Annotated in this window: 17 protein-coding genes; 10 read left to right on the plus strand and 7 right to left on the minus strand. The window is 72.2% G+C overall.

The features are described 5' to 3' along the window. Nucleotides 1-120: 120 nt before the first annotated feature. The 7 genes from ACWC2T_RS04345 to ACWC2T_RS04375 all read left to right on the plus strand — a co-directional run bounded on the left by ACWC2T_RS04345 (nucleotide 121) and on the right by ACWC2T_RS04375 (nucleotide 9,533). On the plus strand, nucleotides 121-1,479 hold the full coding sequence (locus ACWC2T_RS04345; protein ID WP_450668926.1) for an alpha/beta hydrolase family protein: 1,359 nt from the start codon (nucleotides 121-123) through the stop codon (nucleotides 1,477-1,479). 270 nt (nucleotides 1,480-1,749) lie between these two features. Then, nucleotides 1,750-3,999, plus strand: coding sequence for a HAMP domain-containing protein (locus ACWC2T_RS04350; RefSeq protein WP_450668927.1), 2,250 nt, complete (start codon nucleotides 1,750-1,752; stop codon nucleotides 3,997-3,999). Nucleotides 4,000-4,014: 15 nt separating this feature from the next. Beyond that, nucleotides 4,015-5,475, plus strand: a complete 1,461-nt coding sequence (pgsB, locus tag ACWC2T_RS04355) for a poly-gamma-glutamate synthase PgsB (protein WP_450668928.1) — start codon at nucleotides 4,015-4,017, stop codon at nucleotides 5,473-5,475. Next, a complete protein-coding gene (locus ACWC2T_RS04360; RefSeq protein WP_450668929.1) occupies nucleotides 5,472-5,954 on the plus strand; it encodes a poly-gamma-glutamate biosynthesis protein PgsC/CapC in 483 nt (160 codons plus the stop codon). The genes pgsB and ACWC2T_RS04360 overlap by 4 nt, the downstream gene beginning before the upstream one ends. A gap of 43 nt (nucleotides 5,955-5,997) precedes the next feature. Further along, the gene (locus ACWC2T_RS04365; protein WP_450668930.1) at nucleotides 5,998-7,092 is read left to right on the plus strand and encodes an NlpC/P60 family protein; all 1,095 of its coding nucleotides are present in this window, start codon (nucleotides 5,998-6,000) and stop codon (nucleotides 7,090-7,092) included. Between the two features lie 85 nt (nucleotides 7,093-7,177). Next, nucleotides 7,178-9,178, plus strand: coding sequence for an ArnT family glycosyltransferase (locus tag ACWC2T_RS04370; RefSeq protein ID WP_450668931.1), 2,001 nt, complete (start codon nucleotides 7,178-7,180; stop codon nucleotides 9,176-9,178). Between the two features lie 100 nt (nucleotides 9,179-9,278). Next, entirely contained in the window at nucleotides 9,279-9,533 is a 255-nt protein-coding gene (locus ACWC2T_RS04375) for a hypothetical protein (protein WP_450668932.1), read from the plus strand. 23 nt (nucleotides 9,534-9,556) lie between these two features. Here the strand turns inward: ACWC2T_RS04375 and ACWC2T_RS04380 are convergent, their stop codons facing one another. Genes ACWC2T_RS04380 through ACWC2T_RS04395 form a run of 4 tightly spaced genes read right to left on the minus strand, consistent with a single transcriptional unit; the run spans nucleotide 9,557 to nucleotide 13,344 of the window. Continuing rightward, nucleotides 9,557-10,225, minus strand: coding sequence for a response regulator (locus tag ACWC2T_RS04380; protein WP_450668933.1), 669 nt, complete (start codon nucleotides 10,223-10,225; stop codon nucleotides 9,557-9,559). Beyond that, nucleotides 10,222-11,511, minus strand: a complete 1,290-nt coding sequence (locus ACWC2T_RS04385) for a sensor histidine kinase (RefSeq protein ID WP_450668934.1) — start codon at nucleotides 11,509-11,511, stop codon at nucleotides 10,222-10,224. The genes ACWC2T_RS04380 and ACWC2T_RS04385 overlap by 4 nt, the downstream gene beginning before the upstream one ends. Before the next feature lie 46 nt (nucleotides 11,512-11,557). Next, nucleotides 11,558-12,409, minus strand: coding sequence for an ABC transporter permease (locus tag ACWC2T_RS04390; protein WP_450668935.1), 852 nt, complete (start codon nucleotides 12,407-12,409; stop codon nucleotides 11,558-11,560). Beyond that, nucleotides 12,406-13,344, minus strand: coding sequence for an ATP-binding cassette domain-containing protein (locus tag ACWC2T_RS04395; RefSeq protein ID WP_450668936.1), 939 nt, complete (start codon nucleotides 13,342-13,344; stop codon nucleotides 12,406-12,408). The genes ACWC2T_RS04390 and ACWC2T_RS04395 overlap by 4 nt, the downstream gene beginning before the upstream one ends. 214 nt (nucleotides 13,345-13,558) lie before the next feature. On the opposite strand from ACWC2T_RS04395, the gene ACWC2T_RS04400 reads away from it, so the two are divergent. Further along, nucleotides 13,559-14,464 (plus strand): amidohydrolase family protein, encoded by a 906-nt coding sequence (locus tag ACWC2T_RS04400; protein WP_450668937.1) that lies wholly within the window; start codon nucleotides 13,559-13,561, stop codon nucleotides 14,462-14,464. 37 nt (nucleotides 14,465-14,501) lie between these two features. Here ACWC2T_RS04400 and ACWC2T_RS04405 read toward each other — a convergent pair whose 3' ends face one another. Further along, the gene (locus tag ACWC2T_RS04405) at nucleotides 14,502-14,885 is read right to left on the minus strand and encodes a hypothetical protein (RefSeq protein WP_450668938.1); all 384 of its coding nucleotides are present in this window, start codon (nucleotides 14,883-14,885) and stop codon (nucleotides 14,502-14,504) included. Between the two features lie 120 nt (nucleotides 14,886-15,005). Here ACWC2T_RS04405 and ACWC2T_RS04410 point away from each other — a divergent pair, with 120 nt between their 5' ends. After that, a complete protein-coding gene (locus ACWC2T_RS04410) occupies nucleotides 15,006-15,191 on the plus strand; it encodes a hypothetical protein (RefSeq protein ID WP_450668939.1) in 186 nt (61 codons plus the stop codon). Between the two features lie 297 nt (nucleotides 15,192-15,488). Here ACWC2T_RS04410 and ACWC2T_RS04415 read toward each other — a convergent pair whose 3' ends face one another. Both ACWC2T_RS04415 and ACWC2T_RS04420 read right to left on the minus strand, forming a co-directional pair. After that, complete coding sequence (locus tag ACWC2T_RS04415; RefSeq protein ID WP_450668940.1) at nucleotides 15,489-15,731, minus strand: hypothetical protein; 243 nt, start codon at nucleotides 15,729-15,731, stop codon at nucleotides 15,489-15,491. A 118-nt stretch (nucleotides 15,732-15,849) separates the two neighbouring features. Beyond that, complete coding sequence (locus ACWC2T_RS04420) at nucleotides 15,850-16,680, minus strand: TrmB family transcriptional regulator (protein ID WP_450668941.1); 831 nt, start codon at nucleotides 16,678-16,680, stop codon at nucleotides 15,850-15,852. Between the two features lie 278 nt (nucleotides 16,681-16,958). Between ACWC2T_RS04420 and ACWC2T_RS04425 the strand changes: the two genes are divergently transcribed. Beyond that, on the plus strand, nucleotides 16,959-18,203 hold the full coding sequence (locus ACWC2T_RS04425; protein WP_450669067.1) for a S53 family peptidase: 1,245 nt from the start codon (nucleotides 16,959-16,961) through the stop codon (nucleotides 18,201-18,203). Nucleotides 18,204-18,384: the final 181 nt, after the last annotated feature.

Consider the following 18,384-nt stretch of genomic DNA (forward strand, 5'->3'; position numbering starts at 1 on the left):
GGGGCGTTCGGCGTCATGGAGCGAGGATCCGGGGAGCGTGGGTGGCGTCGGGCGCCGCGGCGGTACGGTGTGCGGCAGCCGATCGCGTGTTCTGCGATCGCTGACCACCAAGGGGGTTACATGAAACACCGCCGCCCGCGCCACCGTCGCAGAACGATCGCCAGAGCGGTCGGTACGGCCGGTGCCCTGGCCGTCGCCCTGGGTGCGGGGATGACACCGGCGATGGCCGCCGGGAAGACGTCCACCCAGCCCGCGGCCACCGGCTTCTCGCCCGACCAGCCCGACCAGCCCGACCCGAAGACGCCCTGGGCGCCCGAGAACGACGAGGGGGCGCTGCACCACAAGGCCGTACATCCCGAGGCCCTCACGTCCGGCCGCACGGACGGGTCCGGTCTCCAGCTCAACATGCCCGCGCCCACGGGGCCGTACAGCGTGGGCATGGTCGGCCTGCACCTCGTCGACACGTCCCGTACGGATCCGTACATACCCGGCAGCACCTCCCGCGAGCTGATGGTGTCGCTCTGGTATCCGGCCACCGCCACGTCCGGGCACTACCAGGCCCCGTGGATGCCGTCGATCTCCGGTGCCCACTTCCTCGTCTCGCGCGGCCTGTCGCCGCAGGAGGTGACCCTGCCGAGGACCGCGGGCCATGTCCTCGCCCCGGTGAACACCAAGCTCGGCAAGCTGCCCGTCCTGCTGTACTCGACCGGGCTGCACTCGGACCGCGCCATGGGCACCGCGCTCGCCCAGGACCTCGCCAGCCGCGGCTACCTCGTCGTCACCGTCGACCACACCCACGACGCCAACGAGGTGCAGTTCCCCGGCAACCGGCTCGAGGTCAACACCATGCCGCCGGGCGCGCACTCCTCCGACACCCTCAACGTGCGCGCGCACGACATCCGGTTCGTCATCAACCAGCTCTCCACGATCAGCAAGGGCGGCAACCCGGACCCCGGCCACCCCACGCTCCCCTCCGGGCTGTCGGGCGCCGTGGACATGTCCCGGATCGGGATGTTCGGCTGGTCGCTGGGCGGTGCGGCGGTCGACACCTCCATGCAGCTCGACAAGCGCATCGCCGCCGGTGCCGACCTGGACGGCCAGTTCTTCGGATCGGCGCCGAGCAAGGACCTGGACCGGCCCTTCATGCTCTTCAGCTCCGGCACCCACAACCGCAACAACGACGGGTCGTGGCGCACGCTGTGGTCGCATCTGAAGGGGTACCGGGTCGACATCCAGCTGCACGGCGCGGCGCACCTGTCGTTCAGCGACAACGAGTGGATGGTGCCGCAGGAGGCGGGCCTGCTCGGGCTCTCCCAGGACCAGCTCCAGCAGCAGTTCGGCACGATCGACCCCGACCGGGCGGTCAAGGTCCAGAGTGACTACCTCGCGGCCTTCTTCGACCAGGAGCTGCGCCACCAGCACCGCAGCCTGCTCGACGGGCCCGACAAGAGGTACCCGGAGATCTCGTTCGTCCGCTGACCGGACGCCGGCCGGCCGGCTGCCGCACGCTGCCCGGCAGCCGGCCGGACTCCCGCGTGCGGCGGCCGTCGCCCCCGGCTTCTTCACACGTACGACACAGGGACGTAAGTGTGATGGAAATGTGATCGCACGAGGCTAGAGTGTTCGCGCCATCGAACATTCGGGCGCTCGGCGCCAATTGAGGAAGGATCCCCTGCCCTGCCCTCCGCACCCCGGGCGCCGCGCCGACACCGCACCCGCCGCCGCGCCGATATGCCGATGCTCGGCGGGGTGCGCCCGCCGATCGCCTCACTCGTCGTACTCCTGCTGGTCGTGGCCGCCCTGACCGTGATCGGCCTCGCCGGCATACACACCGATCCGGTGCCGCAGGCCGTGCTGAACGGCGAGCAGCACACCGCCGCGGACACCGCGCTGTCGGTGCGCACCGCGATCGACGTCGAGGCGAGCACCGTACGCCGTACCGCGGGCGCGTACCCGGCGACGAGCACCTCGACCCCCGCGACCGCGCTCAAGGCGCTGACCTCTGCCAGGAAGGCGGTCCTCGGCAGCGCGCTGCTCGACCCGCGCACCGGCAGACTGCTGGCGGCCGGCGGCAAGCCGGTGCCCCTGGCCGGGGTGGACGTCGCCAGGACGGCGGCCGGGCACGGCACGATCCGGCCCCGGCTGGTGGCCTCGGGCGGCACGCGGGAACTGCTGTACTTCGCCAGGGTCACGCTGCCCGCACAGCAGGAGGACGCCAACCAGGACCAGAACCAGGCCCCGGGCCGGTCCGAGCGGCAGTGGCTGCTGGTGGTCTCCGAGGCGCTCCCCGCCCTCACGACGTACGGCGACGGACGCATCGCCGAAGTGCTGGACGCGAGCGGCACGGCGCTCGCCACCACGGCCCACGGCGCGTCGCCGGCCGGCGCCGACAGCGGTCTGCCCGCGGCGGCGGCCGGCGCGGCGAAGGGCTCGGGGAGTGGCACCGACGCCTCGGGGAGCCTGCTGGGCGACGCCACGGGCAGTCGGCGCACGGTGGCCGGCTGGGCGCAGGTCGCCTCGGCGACCGGTCCGGGCGACACCGACGACCTCGGTCTGGTGGTGCTCACCACCCGCCCGGTGCCCACCACGACCACCGCCGCCGACTACTCGCGCTTCGCGCTCGAGGCCGCGGGGGCGCTGGCCGGTCTGGCCCTGCTGCTCGGACTGGCGCTGCACTTCCTGGTGCAGCGGCCACTGCTGCGGCTGTATCTGTCCGCCGGCCGCCTGGCCCGGGGCGCGACCGAGAACGGGCCGGGCGCGCGGGAGGAGCTGTACCGGCCGGTTCCGGTGCACGGCTTCGGGGAACTGGCCCGGATCGGGCGGGCGCTGGAGTCACTGCGCCGGCAACTGCTCGGCGAGAGCGGCCCCGAGGAGTTCCCGGCCCGGCGCGGACCGGGCTACCGGGCGCTGGCCGTGGCCGGCGTCGTGGTGGTGGCCTGCTGGGCGGTGCCGATGATCTTCATGCTGAACCGGGCCGACGCCGCGACCGCGGTGCCGGGTCCGGTCCTCGCCGACCAGCAGGCGCGCACCCAGATCGCGGCCAACCGGATCCGGCAGTCCCTGGACCAGTCGTACACCGACCTGAGCGACGTGGCGGCGGGTCTGCCGGGCATGAGCCGCGCCGTCCAGACCCAGGTTCTGCGGCACACCCTCGCCGACCACAAGCACTTCCGCTCGCTGTATCTCCTGGACCGCTCGGGCGGCATCACGCTGAGGGTGGGCGACACCCCGCTGCGCACCCTCGTCCACGTGCCCGACGGCGGCGGGATCACCACCGTCAACGCCTCGGGCAGGATCCCGGCGATCGCCGCCTACGCCCAGGTCCGGCCCGTCAGGGGCAAGACCCCGGCGGCCGGGGTGGTCCTGTTCGGCGAGATCGACGTGAAGGCCCTCAACTCCATGCTGCCCAGGCCGAAGCTGGGCAGCGTCTGGGTGACGAACGACGAGACCAAGGTGCTGGCGGCGAGCGTGGGCTACCGCGCCTTCCAGTCGCTGCCCAACTCGGGCCTGACCCGGCTCGCCCGCTCCACCCAGGGCGCCGCGGGGACCACAGGCACCGCGACCTCGGCGGTGCTCCGCTCGTCCTCCGGCCCGTCGGTCGACGCCGCAGCACCGCTGGCGCAGAGCGGCCCGACGGCCCGCCTCGGCTGGCAGGTGGTGACGGCGGAGCCCGCGGCGGCGCTCCAGATCCCCGCGGTCCAGGCCGAGCAGCGCACCATGCTCGCCGGGATCCTGGGTCTCACCCTGGGCGCGGCCTGCCTGGGCTGGCTGCACGTCGTGGTGATCCGGCCGCTGCGCGCGGTCGCGGTGCTCGTCGAGCGGCTCGCCGGCGGCGACCGCCGCACCGTGCTGCACCCGGTCAACCACGACGAGGTCGGCTCGGTCACCCGCAGCCTGGAGCTGATGCGCCAGGCCCTGGCGGAACGCGACCGGGCGGCCCGGTCCGGGCACGCCGCCGGGCGCCCCCGGTCCCTGCGTGAGACCACCCTCCAGCGGTAGAAGGACGGAATCGGCGTGCTCTTCCTCTATGTCATCGTCCTGCTGTGCTGTGCCGCGCTGTGGATCGCCGGAATCGTCGAGCAGCGGCGGCACTTCGCCTCGCTGGCGCAGATACCGACGCGGGTGCTGGTCAACGGCATCCGCGGCAAGAGTTCCATCACCCGGCTGTGCGCGGGCGCGCTGCGCGGCGGCGGCCTGGTCACGGTGGCCAAGACCACCGGAACCGCCGCCCGGTTCATCCACCCGGACGCCACCGAGGAGCCGGTGTACCGCAAGTTCGGGCTGTCCAACATCGTCGAGCAGATCGGCATCGTGCGGCGCGCGGCGACCTACCGGCCGGACGCGCTGGTGATCGAGTGCATGGCGGTGATGCCCGCGCTGCAGGAGATCAACCAGGAGAAGCTGATCCGCTCCACGATCGGCGTGCTGTGCAACGTCCGCGAGGACCATCTGGAGGAGATGGGGCCGACGCTGGACGACGTCGCCCGCTCGCTCTCCCGCTCGATGCCGGTGGGCGGGGTGTGCGTGACGGCGGAGAAGGACCGCTTCCACATCCTCCAGGAGGAGGCCGCCGCCCGTAACTGCAAGCTCGTCTACGCCGATCCGGAGACGGTCACCGACGAGGAGCTGCGCGGCTTCAGCTGGTTCACCTTCAAGGAGAACGTGGCGATCGCGCTCGCCGTCGCCGAACTGCTCGGCATCGACCGGCAGACCGCGATGCAGGGCATGTGGGACGCGCCGCCGGACCCGGGCGTGCTGTCGGTGGAGCGTTATGTCACCCCCGAGGGCAAGAAGCTGCGGTTCGCCAACGTCTTCGCGGCCAACGACCCCGAGTCGACGCTGATGAACGTCAAGCAGCTGGAGGACCTGGGCGCGATCAGACGGCCGCTCAACGTGGTCATCAACTGCCGCCCGGACCGGGTGGAGCGCAACGGCCAGATGGGCGCGATCGTCCCCGACCTCGCCGCCGAGACGGTGTTCCTGATCGGCCACCCGACCAAGAGCGCCCGCGACGCGATCCCGGCCTCCTTCACCGGGCGGGTGGTGGACCTCGGCGGCGACAAGCGCGACCCCGAGGAGCTGACCGCGGCGATGCTCGCGGAACTCGGCCCGGCCTCCTCCCTGGTGGCGATCGGCAACATCCACGGCCAGGGCGAGCTGTTCCTGGAATGCCTCGCCGAACTCGCCCTGGACGACTCCGAGGACCCGCTCGACGCCGTACCCGACGGCGACGGACTGGACCAGGAGACCATGCAGATCGCCGTACCCCGGCCGCAGATCGCGGTGGCCCGGCCGCCCGAGCCGGAGCCGTACAGCTGGGTGGCACCGCTGGAGACACCGGCGTACGGCTTCCACATCCCGGAACAGCGCGAACTCGCCCGCCGGTACGCCGCCGCCCGCCAGGGCCGGCCCGACGGCCACAGCGCCGCAGACGACCACTCCTACGACCCGTCCCAGTCCTCGAGGAACCCGTGATCCCCGCCCACCTCACCGCACAGACCGCCGCGCTCGGGATCGCCCTCGGGCTGGTCTTCTCGCTCGTCTGCTATCTGACCACCAACCTCTCCCCCGGGGGCATGATCACCCCGGGCTGGATCGCCCTCACACTCGTCACCGACGTGCAGATGGCCGGCCTGATGGTCGCCGTGGCGGCGCTCACGTACTTCCTGACGAAGCTGCTGCAGCGCACCGTGATCCTCTACGGCAAGCGGCTGTTCGCCGCCGTGGTGCTGTGCGCGGTGTTGGCGCAGACCACCGTGATGCTCGCCCTCAACCACGAGTTCCCGCTGCTGTACACGTCACAGACCCTTGGCTTCATCGTCCCCGGCCTGGTCTCCTACCAGATGGTCCGCCAGCCGATGGCGGCCACGCTCGTCTCGACCACGGCGGTGACGCTGGCCACGTACGTGGTGCTGGTCGCCGGTCTGCTGATCGGCGCGCTGCCCACCGCCTGACCTGTCCACCGCCCCTCACCTCGCACTTCCAGGAGGATCGGCCATGCACTCCCAACCCGTCGGCAGGGGCAGCCGCCCGACGCGCCGCGCCGTGCTCGGGACGATCGCGGGCCTGGCGGCCGCCGGGGCGGCGGGCGGGTACGCCTGGAACCACCTCGGGCACGGCAGCGGCGGCGGCAGCGACGACCGGACCGGTACGGCCGCCGACGGCACGGACGCCGGCCCGAGCGCCCGGGCCACCGGGCCCCACACCTTCGAGCGGCTGTCCGCCCCCGACCGCACCGTGGTCCGCGCCGCCGACGGCGGCACGCTCGCCACGTTCACCGACGGCGCCCGTACGGCCGTACTCACCGGGCCGAACCGCACCTTCAGCGAGCCGCGGACCACCGAGGCCAAGGTGAGCACGGACGCCTGGGTACGGGTGCTGCCGCACGAGTGGCAGCGGGGCATGGAGAAGTCCGCCTGGTTCAAGGGCTGGTTCGGCAAGGCGCTCGGCGACACCAGCCCGGACGTCTTCGCGGTGGCGTTCGAGTACAGCAGTGCCGGGGCGCCCGACAAGCACAACGCCGACGGCGTGCGCTACGCGGGCACCGCCCACTTCGGCCCGCGCAACGCCAAGGTCAACAACCCGCTGGACTTCGCCTACCACGACGAACAGTCCGACTTCTACGACTATCTGGGCATCGACTGGACCTTCCCGGACGGCACGCGCGTGCAGCCGGAGAGGGCCCGCTACGGCGACGTCGACTGCTCCGGCTTCCAGCGTCTGGTGTGGGGCTACCGCATGGGCATCCCCCTGCACAACACCAACACCCGCGGCACCGGGCTGCCCCGCCGCGCCTTCGCCATCGCCGCCTACGGCCCCGGCCGCCTGGTGATCCCCGACACCGGCACGCAGCCCACCGATCTGGGCGCTCTGCAACCCGGCGACCTGGTCTTCTTCGCCATCATCAAGGACCGGCCCAACTTCATCGACCACTGCGGCATGTACATGGGCCTCGACGACCAGGGCCGGCACCGCTTCTACTCCAGCCGCTCCGCCGCCAACGGCCCCACGCTGGGCGACCTGTCGGGCCGCTCGCTGCTGGACGGCACCGACTTCTACGCCCGCGGCTTCCGGGCGGCCCGCCGCCTCTGAGCCGGCCGCCTGTGACCGGCCGCCCGTGAGCCCGCCGCCCGTGCACCACCGCCCCACCTGACCTGCTGATCCGAGGACCACTGCCATGACCGCCATCCCCGCCGTCCAGCCCACCGGCGCGCACCGAGGCCGCCGGGCGGCCGGCCGCCGCTCCGGCCGGCCGGAAGACGCCCCGCGCTGGGAGCGCCCGGCGCTCGCCGCGGTCCTGGTCGCCGCCACGGTGCTGTACTCCTGGGGCATCGGGCACGCCGCGCTCCACCCCTTCTACGGCGCGGCGATACGGTCGATGGCCGCCGGCTGGCGGGCCTTCTTCTTCGGCGGGCTCGACGCCGCCGGTTCGATCAGCATCGACAAGCTGCCCGGCGCGTTCTGGCCCGACGCCGTCTGCGTCTGGCTCTTCGGCCCGCACACCTGGGCGGCCGCACTTCCGCACGTCGTCGAGGGCGTGCTCACCGTATGGCTGTTGCACCGGATCGTCCGGGCCTGGGCCGGTCCCCTCGCCGCACTGATCGCGGCGCTGACGCTCACCCTGACCCCGATCACCGTGGCCCTCAACCGTGCCACCATCCCGGACACCGCGCTCACCCTGCTGCTGGTGGCGGCCGCCGGAGCGCTGCAGAAGGCGGTGCGCACCGAGCGTCTGCTGCCGCTGATCACCTGCGGCGTCTGGGTCGGGCTCGCCTTCCAGACCAAGATGCTGCAGGCGTGGCTGGTGCTGCCGGTCTTCGCCGCCGTGTACCAACTCGCCGCCCCCGGAACCCGGTTGAACCGGGCCCTGCGCGTCCTGCTGGCCGGTGCGGTCGCCCTGGTGGTCTCCTGCTCCTGGGTGCTGATCGCCTGGGTGACACCGGCCGCGAGCCGCCCGTACCTCGACGGCACGTCCAACAACGATCCGTTCACCCTGGTCTTCGGCTACAACGGGCTGAGCCGCTTCGGCAGCGACCCCACCGCGTTCGGCGCCGTCGCGGGTACCGCCGCCAGCCGCACCACCGGCAACACCGGCTGGAACATGCTGATCAACCACACGGTCGGCCCGCAGATCGCCTGGTTCCTGCCGCTCGCCGTGCTCGCCGCGGTCCTCGGTGTCGTCTGGCGCGCCGGGCAGCCGCGAACCGACCTGCTGCGTACGGGATTTGTGCTGTGGGGAGGCTGGCTGGCCGTGCACACGCTGGTGTTCAGCAGCTCCAACGGCAACCACGCCTACTACACGGCCGTCATCGCCCCGGCGCTCGCCGCGCTGACCGGCGGCGGGTTCGCGCTCTTCCGGTCGGAGTACGAGGCGACGTACGGGGCGAAGCGCGAGGCGCGTGACAAGGCGACGTACGACACCACGTACGGCGCGCCGTACGAGCCGGTTCGGCAGGCGGGGCACGGAACGGGGCACGAGGCGGGCGGCCGGCGGCACAGGGCGCTGCCGGCGGCGATCGTGCTGACGGCGGCATGGGCGCTGGTGCTCGACTGGCCGACCCGGTTCGTCTCCGCGCTGCTGCCGGTCGCCGTGATGCTCGCGCTGTGCGGCGTGGTGGGCCTGTGGACCCGCGGCCCGCGCACCTCCCCACGGATGATCCACGCCGCCCTCGCCGCCGGGATCGCGGCGACCCTGGTCGTACCGGCCGGCTGGGCCTTCGCCGGCGTCGACCCGCTCTACGCGGGCGCCTCCACCTCGCCGATGACCGGTCCGGTCGGCAGCGCGTACCATCCCCGCCACGCTCCCCGCCGGGTCGGGCTCGACCGGCCCAGCGCCCGCGACACCGCCCTGCTCGACTACCTCACCACGCACCGCCACGGCGAGAAGTACCTGCTCGCCACCCAGGCCGCCTACACCGCCGAGCCCCTGCTGCGCGCGAAGTCCGAGCCCATCCTGGTCATGGGCGGCTTCACCGGCATCACCCCCTTCCCCAGCGCCCAGCAGCTCGGCGGCCTCGTCACCGCCCACCAGGTGCGCTATGCGCTGCTGACCACCCAGCGCCCCACCACGCCCGCCACCACCTGGGTGAAGTCCCACTGCACCCGCATCCGCCCGTCCGCCTACGGCCGCCGCACCGACGGCAGCTTCGCCCTCTACGACTGCAACCCCAAGGGGTGAGGCGACGCCCCCGGCGGGACCGGACAAGGGCGATGCCACCGAGCAGGAAGGCGACGCCGAGCACACCGGCGACGCTGGCCGAGGTGGTGTCGGCCGGCTTGTGGCTGGCGTCCATGACGGCGGTGAGCAGTCCCGCCACGGCGCTGATGTAGCCCGTCCGGCCTGCGCCGCACACGAGGGGCGCGCGGGCGACGGGGTGCTGGAGGTCGGCGGCCCCTGGATCATCGACGTCCCCTCCGAGGAGGAGGCGCTGAGCCGGGCGGAGCGGATGCCGCTCAGCGACGCGGGCCGGGTGGAGGTCCGCCGCTGCGACGGCCCGCCCCGACACCGTGAACCGGCCCGACGGCCCTCCTGACCGCTCCGGCCGAGCGGGCGGGGTCAGCCTGCCTGGGGTCGGGCCAGGCCGTGGTCGTAGGCGAAGATCACGGCCTGGACGCGGTCGCGGGCGCCGATCTTGGACAGGACGCGGCCGACGTGGGTCTTCACCGTGGACTCCGACAGGACGAAGTGCGCGGCGATCTCACCGTTGCTCCACCCCTTGCCGATGGCGACGAGGATCTCGCGTTCGCGGTCGGTGAGGGAGGCCAGTCGCGGGTCCTCGGCCGAGCCGTCCCCCGCCGGTGGCACGAGACGGGCGAACTCGGTCAGGAGGCGGCGGGTGAGCGCGGGGGCGATCACGGCGTCTCCGGAGGCCACCGCGCGGATCCCGGCCAGGAGTTCCTCGGGGCGGGCGTCCTTGAGGAGGAAGCCGCTGGCTCCGGCGCGCAGCGCGGCGTACACGTACTCGTCGATGTCGAAGGTGGTCAGGACGAGGACGCGGGAGCGGTCGCCGGCGGCGACGATACGGCGCGTGGCCTCGATGCCGTCCATGCCGGGCATCCGTACGTCCATGAGGACGACGTCCGGGCGTAGTTCGGCGGCCTTGCGCACGGCTTCGGCGCCATGGGCCGCCTCCCCGACCACCTCGGTCCCGGGCACGGAGTCCAGGAGCATGCGGAAGCCGTACCGCTGGAGCGGCTGGTCGTCCACGACGAGCACGGTGGTCACCGGGCACCGTCCTCGTCCGTGAGGTCGAGATCGGCCCGTACCGTCCAGCCCGCACCCGCGGGGCTCGCGCTGACGTGCCCTCCGTAGAGCGCCGCTCGTTCCCGCATGCCCACCAGGCCGTGTCCTTCCTCGTTCGCCGCGCGGGGACGCCCCGCCGGGGTGAGCGGGCCGGAGTCCTGGACGGTGATGGTCAGCCGCGCGTCCTCCACGACGATCGCCAGGTTCGCACGCGCGCCGACCCCGGCGTGTTTGATGGTGTTCGTCAGGGCCTCCTGCACGATCCGGTAGACCGTGAGCTGCACCCCGCTGTCGAGGGCGTCGATGTCTCCGGCCGTACGGTAGACGACCTCCAGGCCGGCGGCGCGCACCCCCTCGCACAGCGCGTCGATGTCCGCGAGGCCGGGCTGCGGGCTCAGCTCGGGCTCGGCCGGCGGACCGTCCGCCTCGCGCAGCACGCCGAGCACCCGGCGCAGTTCGCCGAGGGCCTTGCGGCCGGTGTCCCCGATGAGGTGCAGGGCCTCCTGGCCGCGTTCCGGAGCGGCGCCGGCGGCATAGGCTCCCGCGTCGGCGAGGGTGATGATGACGGACAGGTTGTGGCCGACGATGTCGTGCATCTCGCGCGCCACCCGGGCCCGCTCCGCCGCGACGGCGAGCCTGCCCCGCTGGTCGCGTTCGATCTCCAGCCGGGCCGCGCGGTCCCGCAGCCCGGCCAGCTGCGCCCGCCTGATGCGGATCATCAGGCCGAGCGCGAGGGCCGCGGTCGCCGTGCTGAGCAGGAAGAAGAGCGCGTCCCAGACCGACACCGCCACCGAGACCCGCGCCGCGACCAGGCCCAGCGCACCCGCCATGACCCCACAGGCCCACGGCAGCTGCCGCAGCCGCCCGTGCAGGGTCAGGCTGTACAGGGCGACGAAGAGGGCGACGTCCGCACGCAGTGCCGCGCCGAGGGACCACTGGACGACGAACACGGCCGCGACGGCGCCGAAGGCCACCGCGGGCGCCCGCCGCCGCCACAGCAGCGGCAGCACCAGCCCGATCTGCAGGGCCAGCATGCCGGCCACGGGCAATTGGGTGAACGCCAGGCGGAAACGGCGCCGGCCGTCGCCGTCCCCGCCGAACCCGTGGCCGTGCAGCAGGTCCGGCAGGCAGAACATCAGGAAGACCAGCACCACCACCGCGGTGTCCAGCACCCACGGGCGGGCCTGGTCGGCGTGCCGGAGCCGCTGGCCGACCCGGCCGAGCCGGGCGACCAGCGGCCCCATCCCGCTGAGATCGTCGGTGGTCATGGAACTCACCCGTCCATGATGCGCGCCCTGATGCGGGTGCCGTCGCTCAGACGTCGCTGCGCAGCAGCCGGTACGCCGCCCCGGCCAGCGCCAGTGCCGTCCAGCCGAGGAAGACCAGCAGTCCGGCGGAGGGCGACAGGGTGGTGGAGTCATGGGTCAGCGCGAAGATCGACTCGCCTGCGTGGCTCGGCAGGTAGGGGTCGATGTTCCCCTGCCACGAGGTGGGCAGCAGGGAGACCAGTCCGGGCACCAGCATGAGGGCGGCGACCAGCACCGAGATGCCGCCGGCCACGGACCGCAGCAGCGCGCCGAGGGCGGCGCCGATCACGCCGACCAGGCCCAGATAGAGCCCGGCGCCCAGCAGGCTGCGCACGACGCCGGCGTGGCCGAGGCCCATCGCGGCGGGCGTGCCGGAGACGATCTGGCTGCCGACGAGGAAGGCGACGAACGCGCCGGCGGTCGCGACCACCAGGGCGACCAGTCCGTACACGGCGGCCTTGGACCACAGCACGGGCAGCCGGCGCGGTACGGCCGCGAGGGTGGAGCGGATCATGCCGGTGGAGTACTCGCCCGCCATGACCAGCACGCCGAGCACACCGAGCGCGAGCTGGGCGAAGTTCGTGCCGAACAGGGACAGGCTCACGGCCGTCGCGGTGGCGAAGTCGCGGTCCATGTGGCGGCCGGAGTCGAGGTTGGACTTGTAGTGGCTCGCCGCGATGACGCCGAAGGCCACGAGGAACAGCAGGCCCAGACCGAGGGTGATCCAGGTGGAGCGCAGAGACCAGAGCTTGGCCCACTCCGAGGCCAGCACGCGCCGTCCGGTCACCCGGTAGGCGGGGCGGGCCTCAGCCGCCGGGGCGGACTCGGGGGTCTCGGGTGTCGCCGTCAGGGTGCTCATGCCGCGCTCCCGGAGGTGTCGGCGCCGGTCGTGGAGCCGTGGTACTCCACGGCGTCCCTGGTCAGTTCCATGAATGCCTCCTCCAGCGACACCGCCTTGGTGGTCAGCTCGAACAGCGGGATGCCGTGCTCGGCCGCCTTCAGCCCGATCTCCCGGGCGGACGCCCCGGTGACCTGCAGTTCCTCCGTGCCGACGCGGCCGGTGATCTCCACGCCCGGCCCGGCCAGCACGTCCCGCAGCCGTGCGGGGTCGTTCGTCGCGACCTTCACGGTGTCACCGCCCGCCTCGCGGACCAGGTCCCGTACGGTCGTGTCGGCCAGCAGCCGTCCCCGGCCGACGATGATCAGGTGGTCCGCCACCAGCGCCACCTCGCTCATCAGGTGCGAGGAGACGAACACCGTCCGTCCCTCGGCGGCGAGCGACGTCAGCAGATTGCGGATCCAGAGCACGCCCTCGGGGTCCAGTCCGTTCACGGGCTCGTCCAGCATCACCGTCTGCGGATCGCCCAGCAGCGCGGCCGCGATGCCGAGCCGCTGCCCCATGCCGAGGGAGAAGGCGCCCGCCCGCTTCTTCGCGACGCTGCCGAGACCGGCGAGTTCGACGACCTCGTCGACCCGGCGGCGCGGAATGCCGTGGGTCAGCGCGAGGGCCCTGAGGTGGTTGTAGGCCGAGCGGCCCGGGTGGATCGACTTCGCCTCCAAGAGCGCGCCGACCTCCTGCAGCGGCGCCTGATGCCGGGCATAGCGGTGCCCGTTCACCGTGACGGAACCGCTCGTCGGCGCGTCGAGCCCGACGATCATGCGCATCGTCGTGGACTTGCCCGCACCGTTGGGGCCGAGGAATCCGGTCACCGTGCCCGGCTTCACGGTGAAGTCCAGGCCGTCGACGGCGGTCTTCTCCCCGTACCTCTTGGTGAGCTGCTGTGCCTCGATCATTCGCGTTCTCTCTCTCGGACTCCGGCGCCCGGCACGCCCGACGCCTCCTCCGCCACGCTAGGTCCGCGACCACCCCGATCCGGTGGTACCGGGGGCTGAACGGCGGGGGGCACGTGGTACCGGGGTACTACCCGGTCATGGATCGCCTCCGGCGGCCGGAAGGGGGTGGACCCAGGGGTGGACCCTCCCCGCCGCGAAGGCCGATCGTGAGCGCATGGACGATCACCGCACCGCGCCCGCCGAGGCCGCCGAGGCCGACGAGGTCCGCCGTTTCTGGCGCCGACTCGGTCTTCCCGGGCTCATCGACGTGCACACGCACTTCATGCCCGAGCGTGTCCTGCACAAGGTCTGGGACTACTTCGACGCGAACGGACCGCTGATCGGCGGGCTTCAGTGGCCGATCACCTACCGACAGCAGGAGGCCGAACGCGCCGTGCTGCTCAGGGAGTTCGGCGTCCGGGCCTTCACCGCGATGCTCTACCCGCACAAGCCCGGCATGGCCCGGTGGCTGAACGGCTGGGCGGCCGGCTTCGCCCGCCGCACCCCCGGCTGTCTGCACACCGCGACGCTCTATCCGGAGCCGGGTGTCGAGACGTACGTCCGCGAGGCCGTCGAGGCGGGCGCGCGTGTGTTCAAGGCGCATGTACAGGTGGGGGACTACGACCCGGCCGACGAACTTCTCCAGCCGGTCTGGGGGCTGCTGGCCGAGGCGGGGATCCCGGTGGTGATCCACTGCGGCTCCGGGCCCGCGCCGGGCAAGCACACCGGTCCCGGGCCGATCGCGCGGGTGCTGGCGCGGCACCCGGGGCTGCGGCTGGTCGTCGCGCATCTGGGCATGCCCGAGTACGAGGAGTTCCTCGGCCTCGCCGAGCGGTACGGGCAGGTGCGGCTGGACACGACGATGGCGTTCACCGACTTCACCGAGGCGTTCCTGCCGTTCCCGCGCCGGGCCCTGCCCCGGATCGCCGGGCTCGGCGACCGCATCCTGCTCGGCTCCGACTTCCCCAACATCCCCTACCGCTACGCGCACCAGTTGCACGCCCTGGAGCGCCTGGATCTGGGCCGGGAGTGGCTGCGGGCGGTGTGCCACGACAACGCGGCAGGCCTGTTCGGGCTGTGAACCGGGCCCGCTTCAGCTCCTCGTCGTCCTCGTCGTCCTAGTCGTCCTCGTCCCGGTCATCCTGCTTGTCCTGCTTGTGCTGCGCGCTCGACGACGGCTTGGCGAAGATGACCCGCCCGGGCTCGCCGTCCCTTCCCCTCGGGCCGGGACGACCCCTCCTGCCGGGATGGCCGGGACGGCCGTCATGCCCGTGCCGCCCCGGTCTGCCTGTCGGGCCGGGCGGGCCGGAGGGGCCCGAGGGGCCGACCAGGCCGGGCGTCGTGCCGTTCCCCTGGAGGTCGATGCGCCGGGCCTGGAGCTCGTCGAGCCGCTGCTGGTGGCCGATGAGCGCGGCTGCCTGCGCGGCCAGCAGGACAGTCAGCACCGCACCGAGCACAAGGCGGCGCCGCGGGCCACGCCGCGCCTCGTTTTCGCTGTTCACATCGCTCCTCATGCTGTGTGACGCCAAAGGTGAAGGGGTGCTGTCCGCACCCGACGCATGCGACTAGCCAGACGACGGCGGGCAGACGGCGTCCTTCCCGTCCTTCCCGTCCTTCCCGGCATGTCCCTCAGCCCCGTCCTTGCCGTCCTGGCCGTCCTTCCCGTCCTTCCCCGGCGGACCGATGGGGCCGACAGGGCCGGGGGGACCGGGCGGGCCGGACGGAGCGGCCTGGAGGCGCTCCTGGAGGCCGACGGGCTGTGTCTGCAGATCGTCGATCCGCATCTGCTGGGCGATGAGTACCGCTGACTGCACGACGAGCGCGACGGTCAGCACTGCGCCGAGCACAAGGGGGCGCCGCGGATTACGCAAAGCATCAATCACGCTTCTCATATCATTTCCTCACGCTGTATGACGGGCGAGACCCTAGGCGAGAAAGCCTTCGAAGCGGCGGAACTCCGCGCGGTGCGGCGTCCGCGCGTGCCCCGCCTGGAGGTACACGTGCATCCCTCCGGCGTACGCGTACACCCCCCTTCCGGCCCATGCGAAGGCCCCGGACCGGTCGGGGTCCGGGGCCTTCGGCATCCACTTCTCACATGAACACAGCTAGCAATCGGTGAACTGCGCGCCTGGATTTCCCTCGCCGTTCAGCAGGTTGCCCGCGATGCCGTTGGCGATGCCCACCTCACCCAGGATGTCGATGCACTCGCCGCCGCCGCGATGCGTGACCGCGCCTCGCGCGGTGGCGGTGGTGGCGGCGGTGGCGGCGGTGGTGGCGGTGCCGGTGGCTATGAAGCTCACGCTAGCGATGACCGCAGCCGCCGCAGCGGCCTTGGAGAGCTGGCGCATGTGTCCTCCTTGGGTCGAGTGGAGCGCGCCGTCGAAAGATCCATTTCGCGCTCATTTCGGAGGCTAATCCGATCTACACCCCAGCGCTCATCGGCAGCGCCATCCGGGGGCGCTCCGCTCAGGTGAGAGGTCCCGGCGCATCCCGCTCCGGTCTCGGTGCCGCGGCTGTCCACACCGTGTGGAAAGCGAGCCGCAAACAGCCTGCCAGGGCCGGGTGTTCGATGAAGAGGGTGGTGGTGGAGTCGGTTCCGGCCACCGGGTCGGGCATGTCGCACAGGACGAGGGACGCGTCGGCGATGACGAGTTTCAGGGGCAGTTCGGGGGCGAAGCGGGCCTCCTCCCCCGCCGCGGCGAACCGCCGTACGTGGTCCACCGTCTCGGGGTCGTCCAGAGCGTCGTCGAGGTAGATCGCGCGGACGGTGCCGCCCGACCGGTGGAGCCGCTGGACCACCGCCAGGCCGTCCGCGTTCTCGGCGGGGGCGACGAACGGCGGTTTGCAGAAGGTGAGCAGCTCGTGCCGCGCCTGCCGCTGGATGTCCGCGAAGCGTTCGGCGATCGCCTTCGGGTCGCGCAGGATCTCGATGTAGTCCAGCGGGTCGGTGTGGTCCCGGCCCTGGGACCACAGGGGTTGGAGGATGCCGGCCAAGTCCTGGGAGACGCGCTCGAGTCGGTCGATGGTCTCCCGCTGCGCGGCCATCAGGCGGGCGAGGGCCAGTTCGGGCGTGACGGCGGAGTACGTGGCCACCCGGCCGGGTTGGGTGGTGGCCAGTTGCCGTCGTACGAGCGCGTCCAGGACGTCGTACACGCGCTGGCGCGGCACGTCGGCCTCGCGGGCCACCTCGGCGGCCGTGTAAGAACCACGCCTGATGAGGGTCAGGTAGACCCGCGCCTCGTAACGGGCCAGGCCCAGCGACATCAGGTCGTTGATGGTTCCGTCTTCAAGCTCCATGGCTGCACAACGTACCCGTCACCGCCAGGGGGTTGAGGGCAAGGTTTTACCAACTGCCTCTGTTCTCTTCGGCAAATTCTCCATAACCTCGTACACAGCCACCACTGATCGTGGTGACAGCAACCGACAGCATGCCCGGAAGCGGCTCCACACGGCTACCCCCAACGGAAACCGCTTGTCATGTTCCTGATGACACTGAGGTTTCCGGCCGCCGTCGTGGTGCCACCCATCCCCCCACGGAGGGCAGTTCTTTGCATTCCCACCGCAGAAGGAACCCGATACGCCGCAGCGCGCCCGTGCTCCTGTCTGCCGCAGCTCTGATCACCGGCGGCCTGGCCGTCGCCACCCAGTCGTCGGCCTTCGCCACGACCACCAACGCAGCGCACACGGCGGCCGCCGGAACGACCACGGCCTCCACGGTGCACACCCGCCCGCTGTGTTCCGAGCCGACCAAGCCCGGCTACATGGCCTGCCAGGCGGTCGTCCGCACCGACCTCACGCCGCAGAAGTCCCTCGGCCGCCACGACACCCCCAAGGGCTTCGGACCGGCCGACCTCCAGGCCGCGTACAACCTGCCCAAGGACGGCGGCAAGGGCGCCACCGTCGCCATCGTCGACGCGAACGACGACCCCAACGCCGAGAAGGACCTGGCGGCCTACCGGTCCCAGTACGGCCTGCCGGAGTGCAGCACGAGCAACGGCTGCTTCAAGAAGATCGACCAGGACGGCGGCACCAACTACCCGACGCCCGACTCCGGTTGGGCCGGTGAGATCTCCCTCGACGTCGACATGGTCAGCGCGGCCTGCCCGCAGTGCCACATCCTCCTCGTCGAGGCCAAGTCCGCGAACATGGACGACCTCGGCGCGGCCGTGAACCAGGCCGTCAAGCAGGGCGCCAAGTACGTCTCCAACAGCTACGGCGGCGGCGAGGAGGCCGCCGACACCCAGGCGGACGACAAGTACTTCAAGCACCCCGGCGTCGCCATCACCGTCAGCTCCGGCGACAGCGGCTACGGCACCGAGTACCCGGCCGCCTCGCAGTACGTGACGGCCGTCGGCGGCACCTCGCTCAAGAAGGACAGCAGCACCCGCGGCTGGTCCGAGTCGGTGTGGGGCACGTCCGCCGGCGGCGAGGGAGCGGGCTCGGGCTGCTCGCAGTTCGACGCCAAGCCGTCCTGGCAGAAGGACCCCGACTGCGCCAAGCGCGCCGTCGCCGACGTCGCGGCCGTCGCCGACCCGGCCACCGGTCTCGCCGTCTACGACACCTACCAGGCCAGCGGCTGGAACGTGTACGGCGGCACCAGCGCCTCCGCGCCGTTCATCGCCGGCGTCTACGCCCTCGCGGGCACCCCGGGCTCCGGCGACACCCCGGCGTCCTACCCCTACGCCCACCCGGACAAGCTGAACGACGTCACCGACGGCTCGAACGGGTCCTGCAGCAACTACCTGTGCAAGGCGGGCAAGGGCTACGACGGCCCGACGGGGCTCGGCACCCCGAACGGCGTCGGCGCCTTCACCAAGTAAGAGTCCAGCGCAGACGTTCTGCTTCGCCCCGCCGGTCGTCCGGCGGGGCGAAGTGCTGTGCGGCGGTCCTCTGCGGCTGGAGCAGGTGGCCGTGATGACGCTGGCGCCGTGTCAGCTTGCCCACGCCGAGCACGAGCACCTGCTTCACTCCGAGCTGGACCCGGAACGCCTCGCTGGCTCC

It is taken from the genome of Streptomyces sp. NPDC001393 (assembly GCF_053597455.1).

Coding starts and splice junctions, on each gene's coding strand:
- ACWC2T_RS04385 (WP_450668934.1), bottom strand. CDS start 11,511: ATGACCACCGACGATCTCAGCGGGATGGGGCCGCTGGTCGCCCGGCTC.
- ACWC2T_RS04395 (WP_450668936.1), bottom strand. CDS start 13,344: ATGATCGAGGCACAGCAGCTCACCAAGAGGTACGGGGAGAAGACCGCC.
- ACWC2T_RS04365 (WP_450668930.1), top strand. CDS start 5,998: ATGCACTCCCAACCCGTCGGCAGGGGCAGCCGCCCGACGCGCCGCGCC.
- ACWC2T_RS04390 (WP_450668935.1), bottom strand. CDS start 12,409: ATGAGCACCCTGACGGCGACACCCGAGACCCCCGAGTCCGCCCCGGCG.
- ACWC2T_RS04400 (WP_450668937.1), top strand. CDS start 13,559: ATGGACGATCACCGCACCGCGCCCGCCGAGGCCGCCGAGGCCGACGAG.
- ACWC2T_RS04415 (WP_450668940.1), bottom strand. CDS start 15,731: ATGCGCCAGCTCTCCAAGGCCGCTGCGGCGGCTGCGGTCATCGCTAGC.
- ACWC2T_RS04345 (WP_450668926.1), top strand. CDS start 121: ATGAAACACCGCCGCCCGCGCCACCGTCGCAGAACGATCGCCAGAGCG.
- ACWC2T_RS04410 (WP_450668939.1), top strand. CDS start 15,006: ATGTCCCTCAGCCCCGTCCTTGCCGTCCTGGCCGTCCTTCCCGTCCTT.
- ACWC2T_RS04420 (WP_450668941.1), bottom strand. CDS start 16,680: ATGGAGCTTGAAGACGGAACCATCAACGACCTGATGTCGCTGGGCCTG.
- ACWC2T_RS04370 (WP_450668931.1), top strand. CDS start 7,178: ATGACCGCCATCCCCGCCGTCCAGCCCACCGGCGCGCACCGAGGCCGC.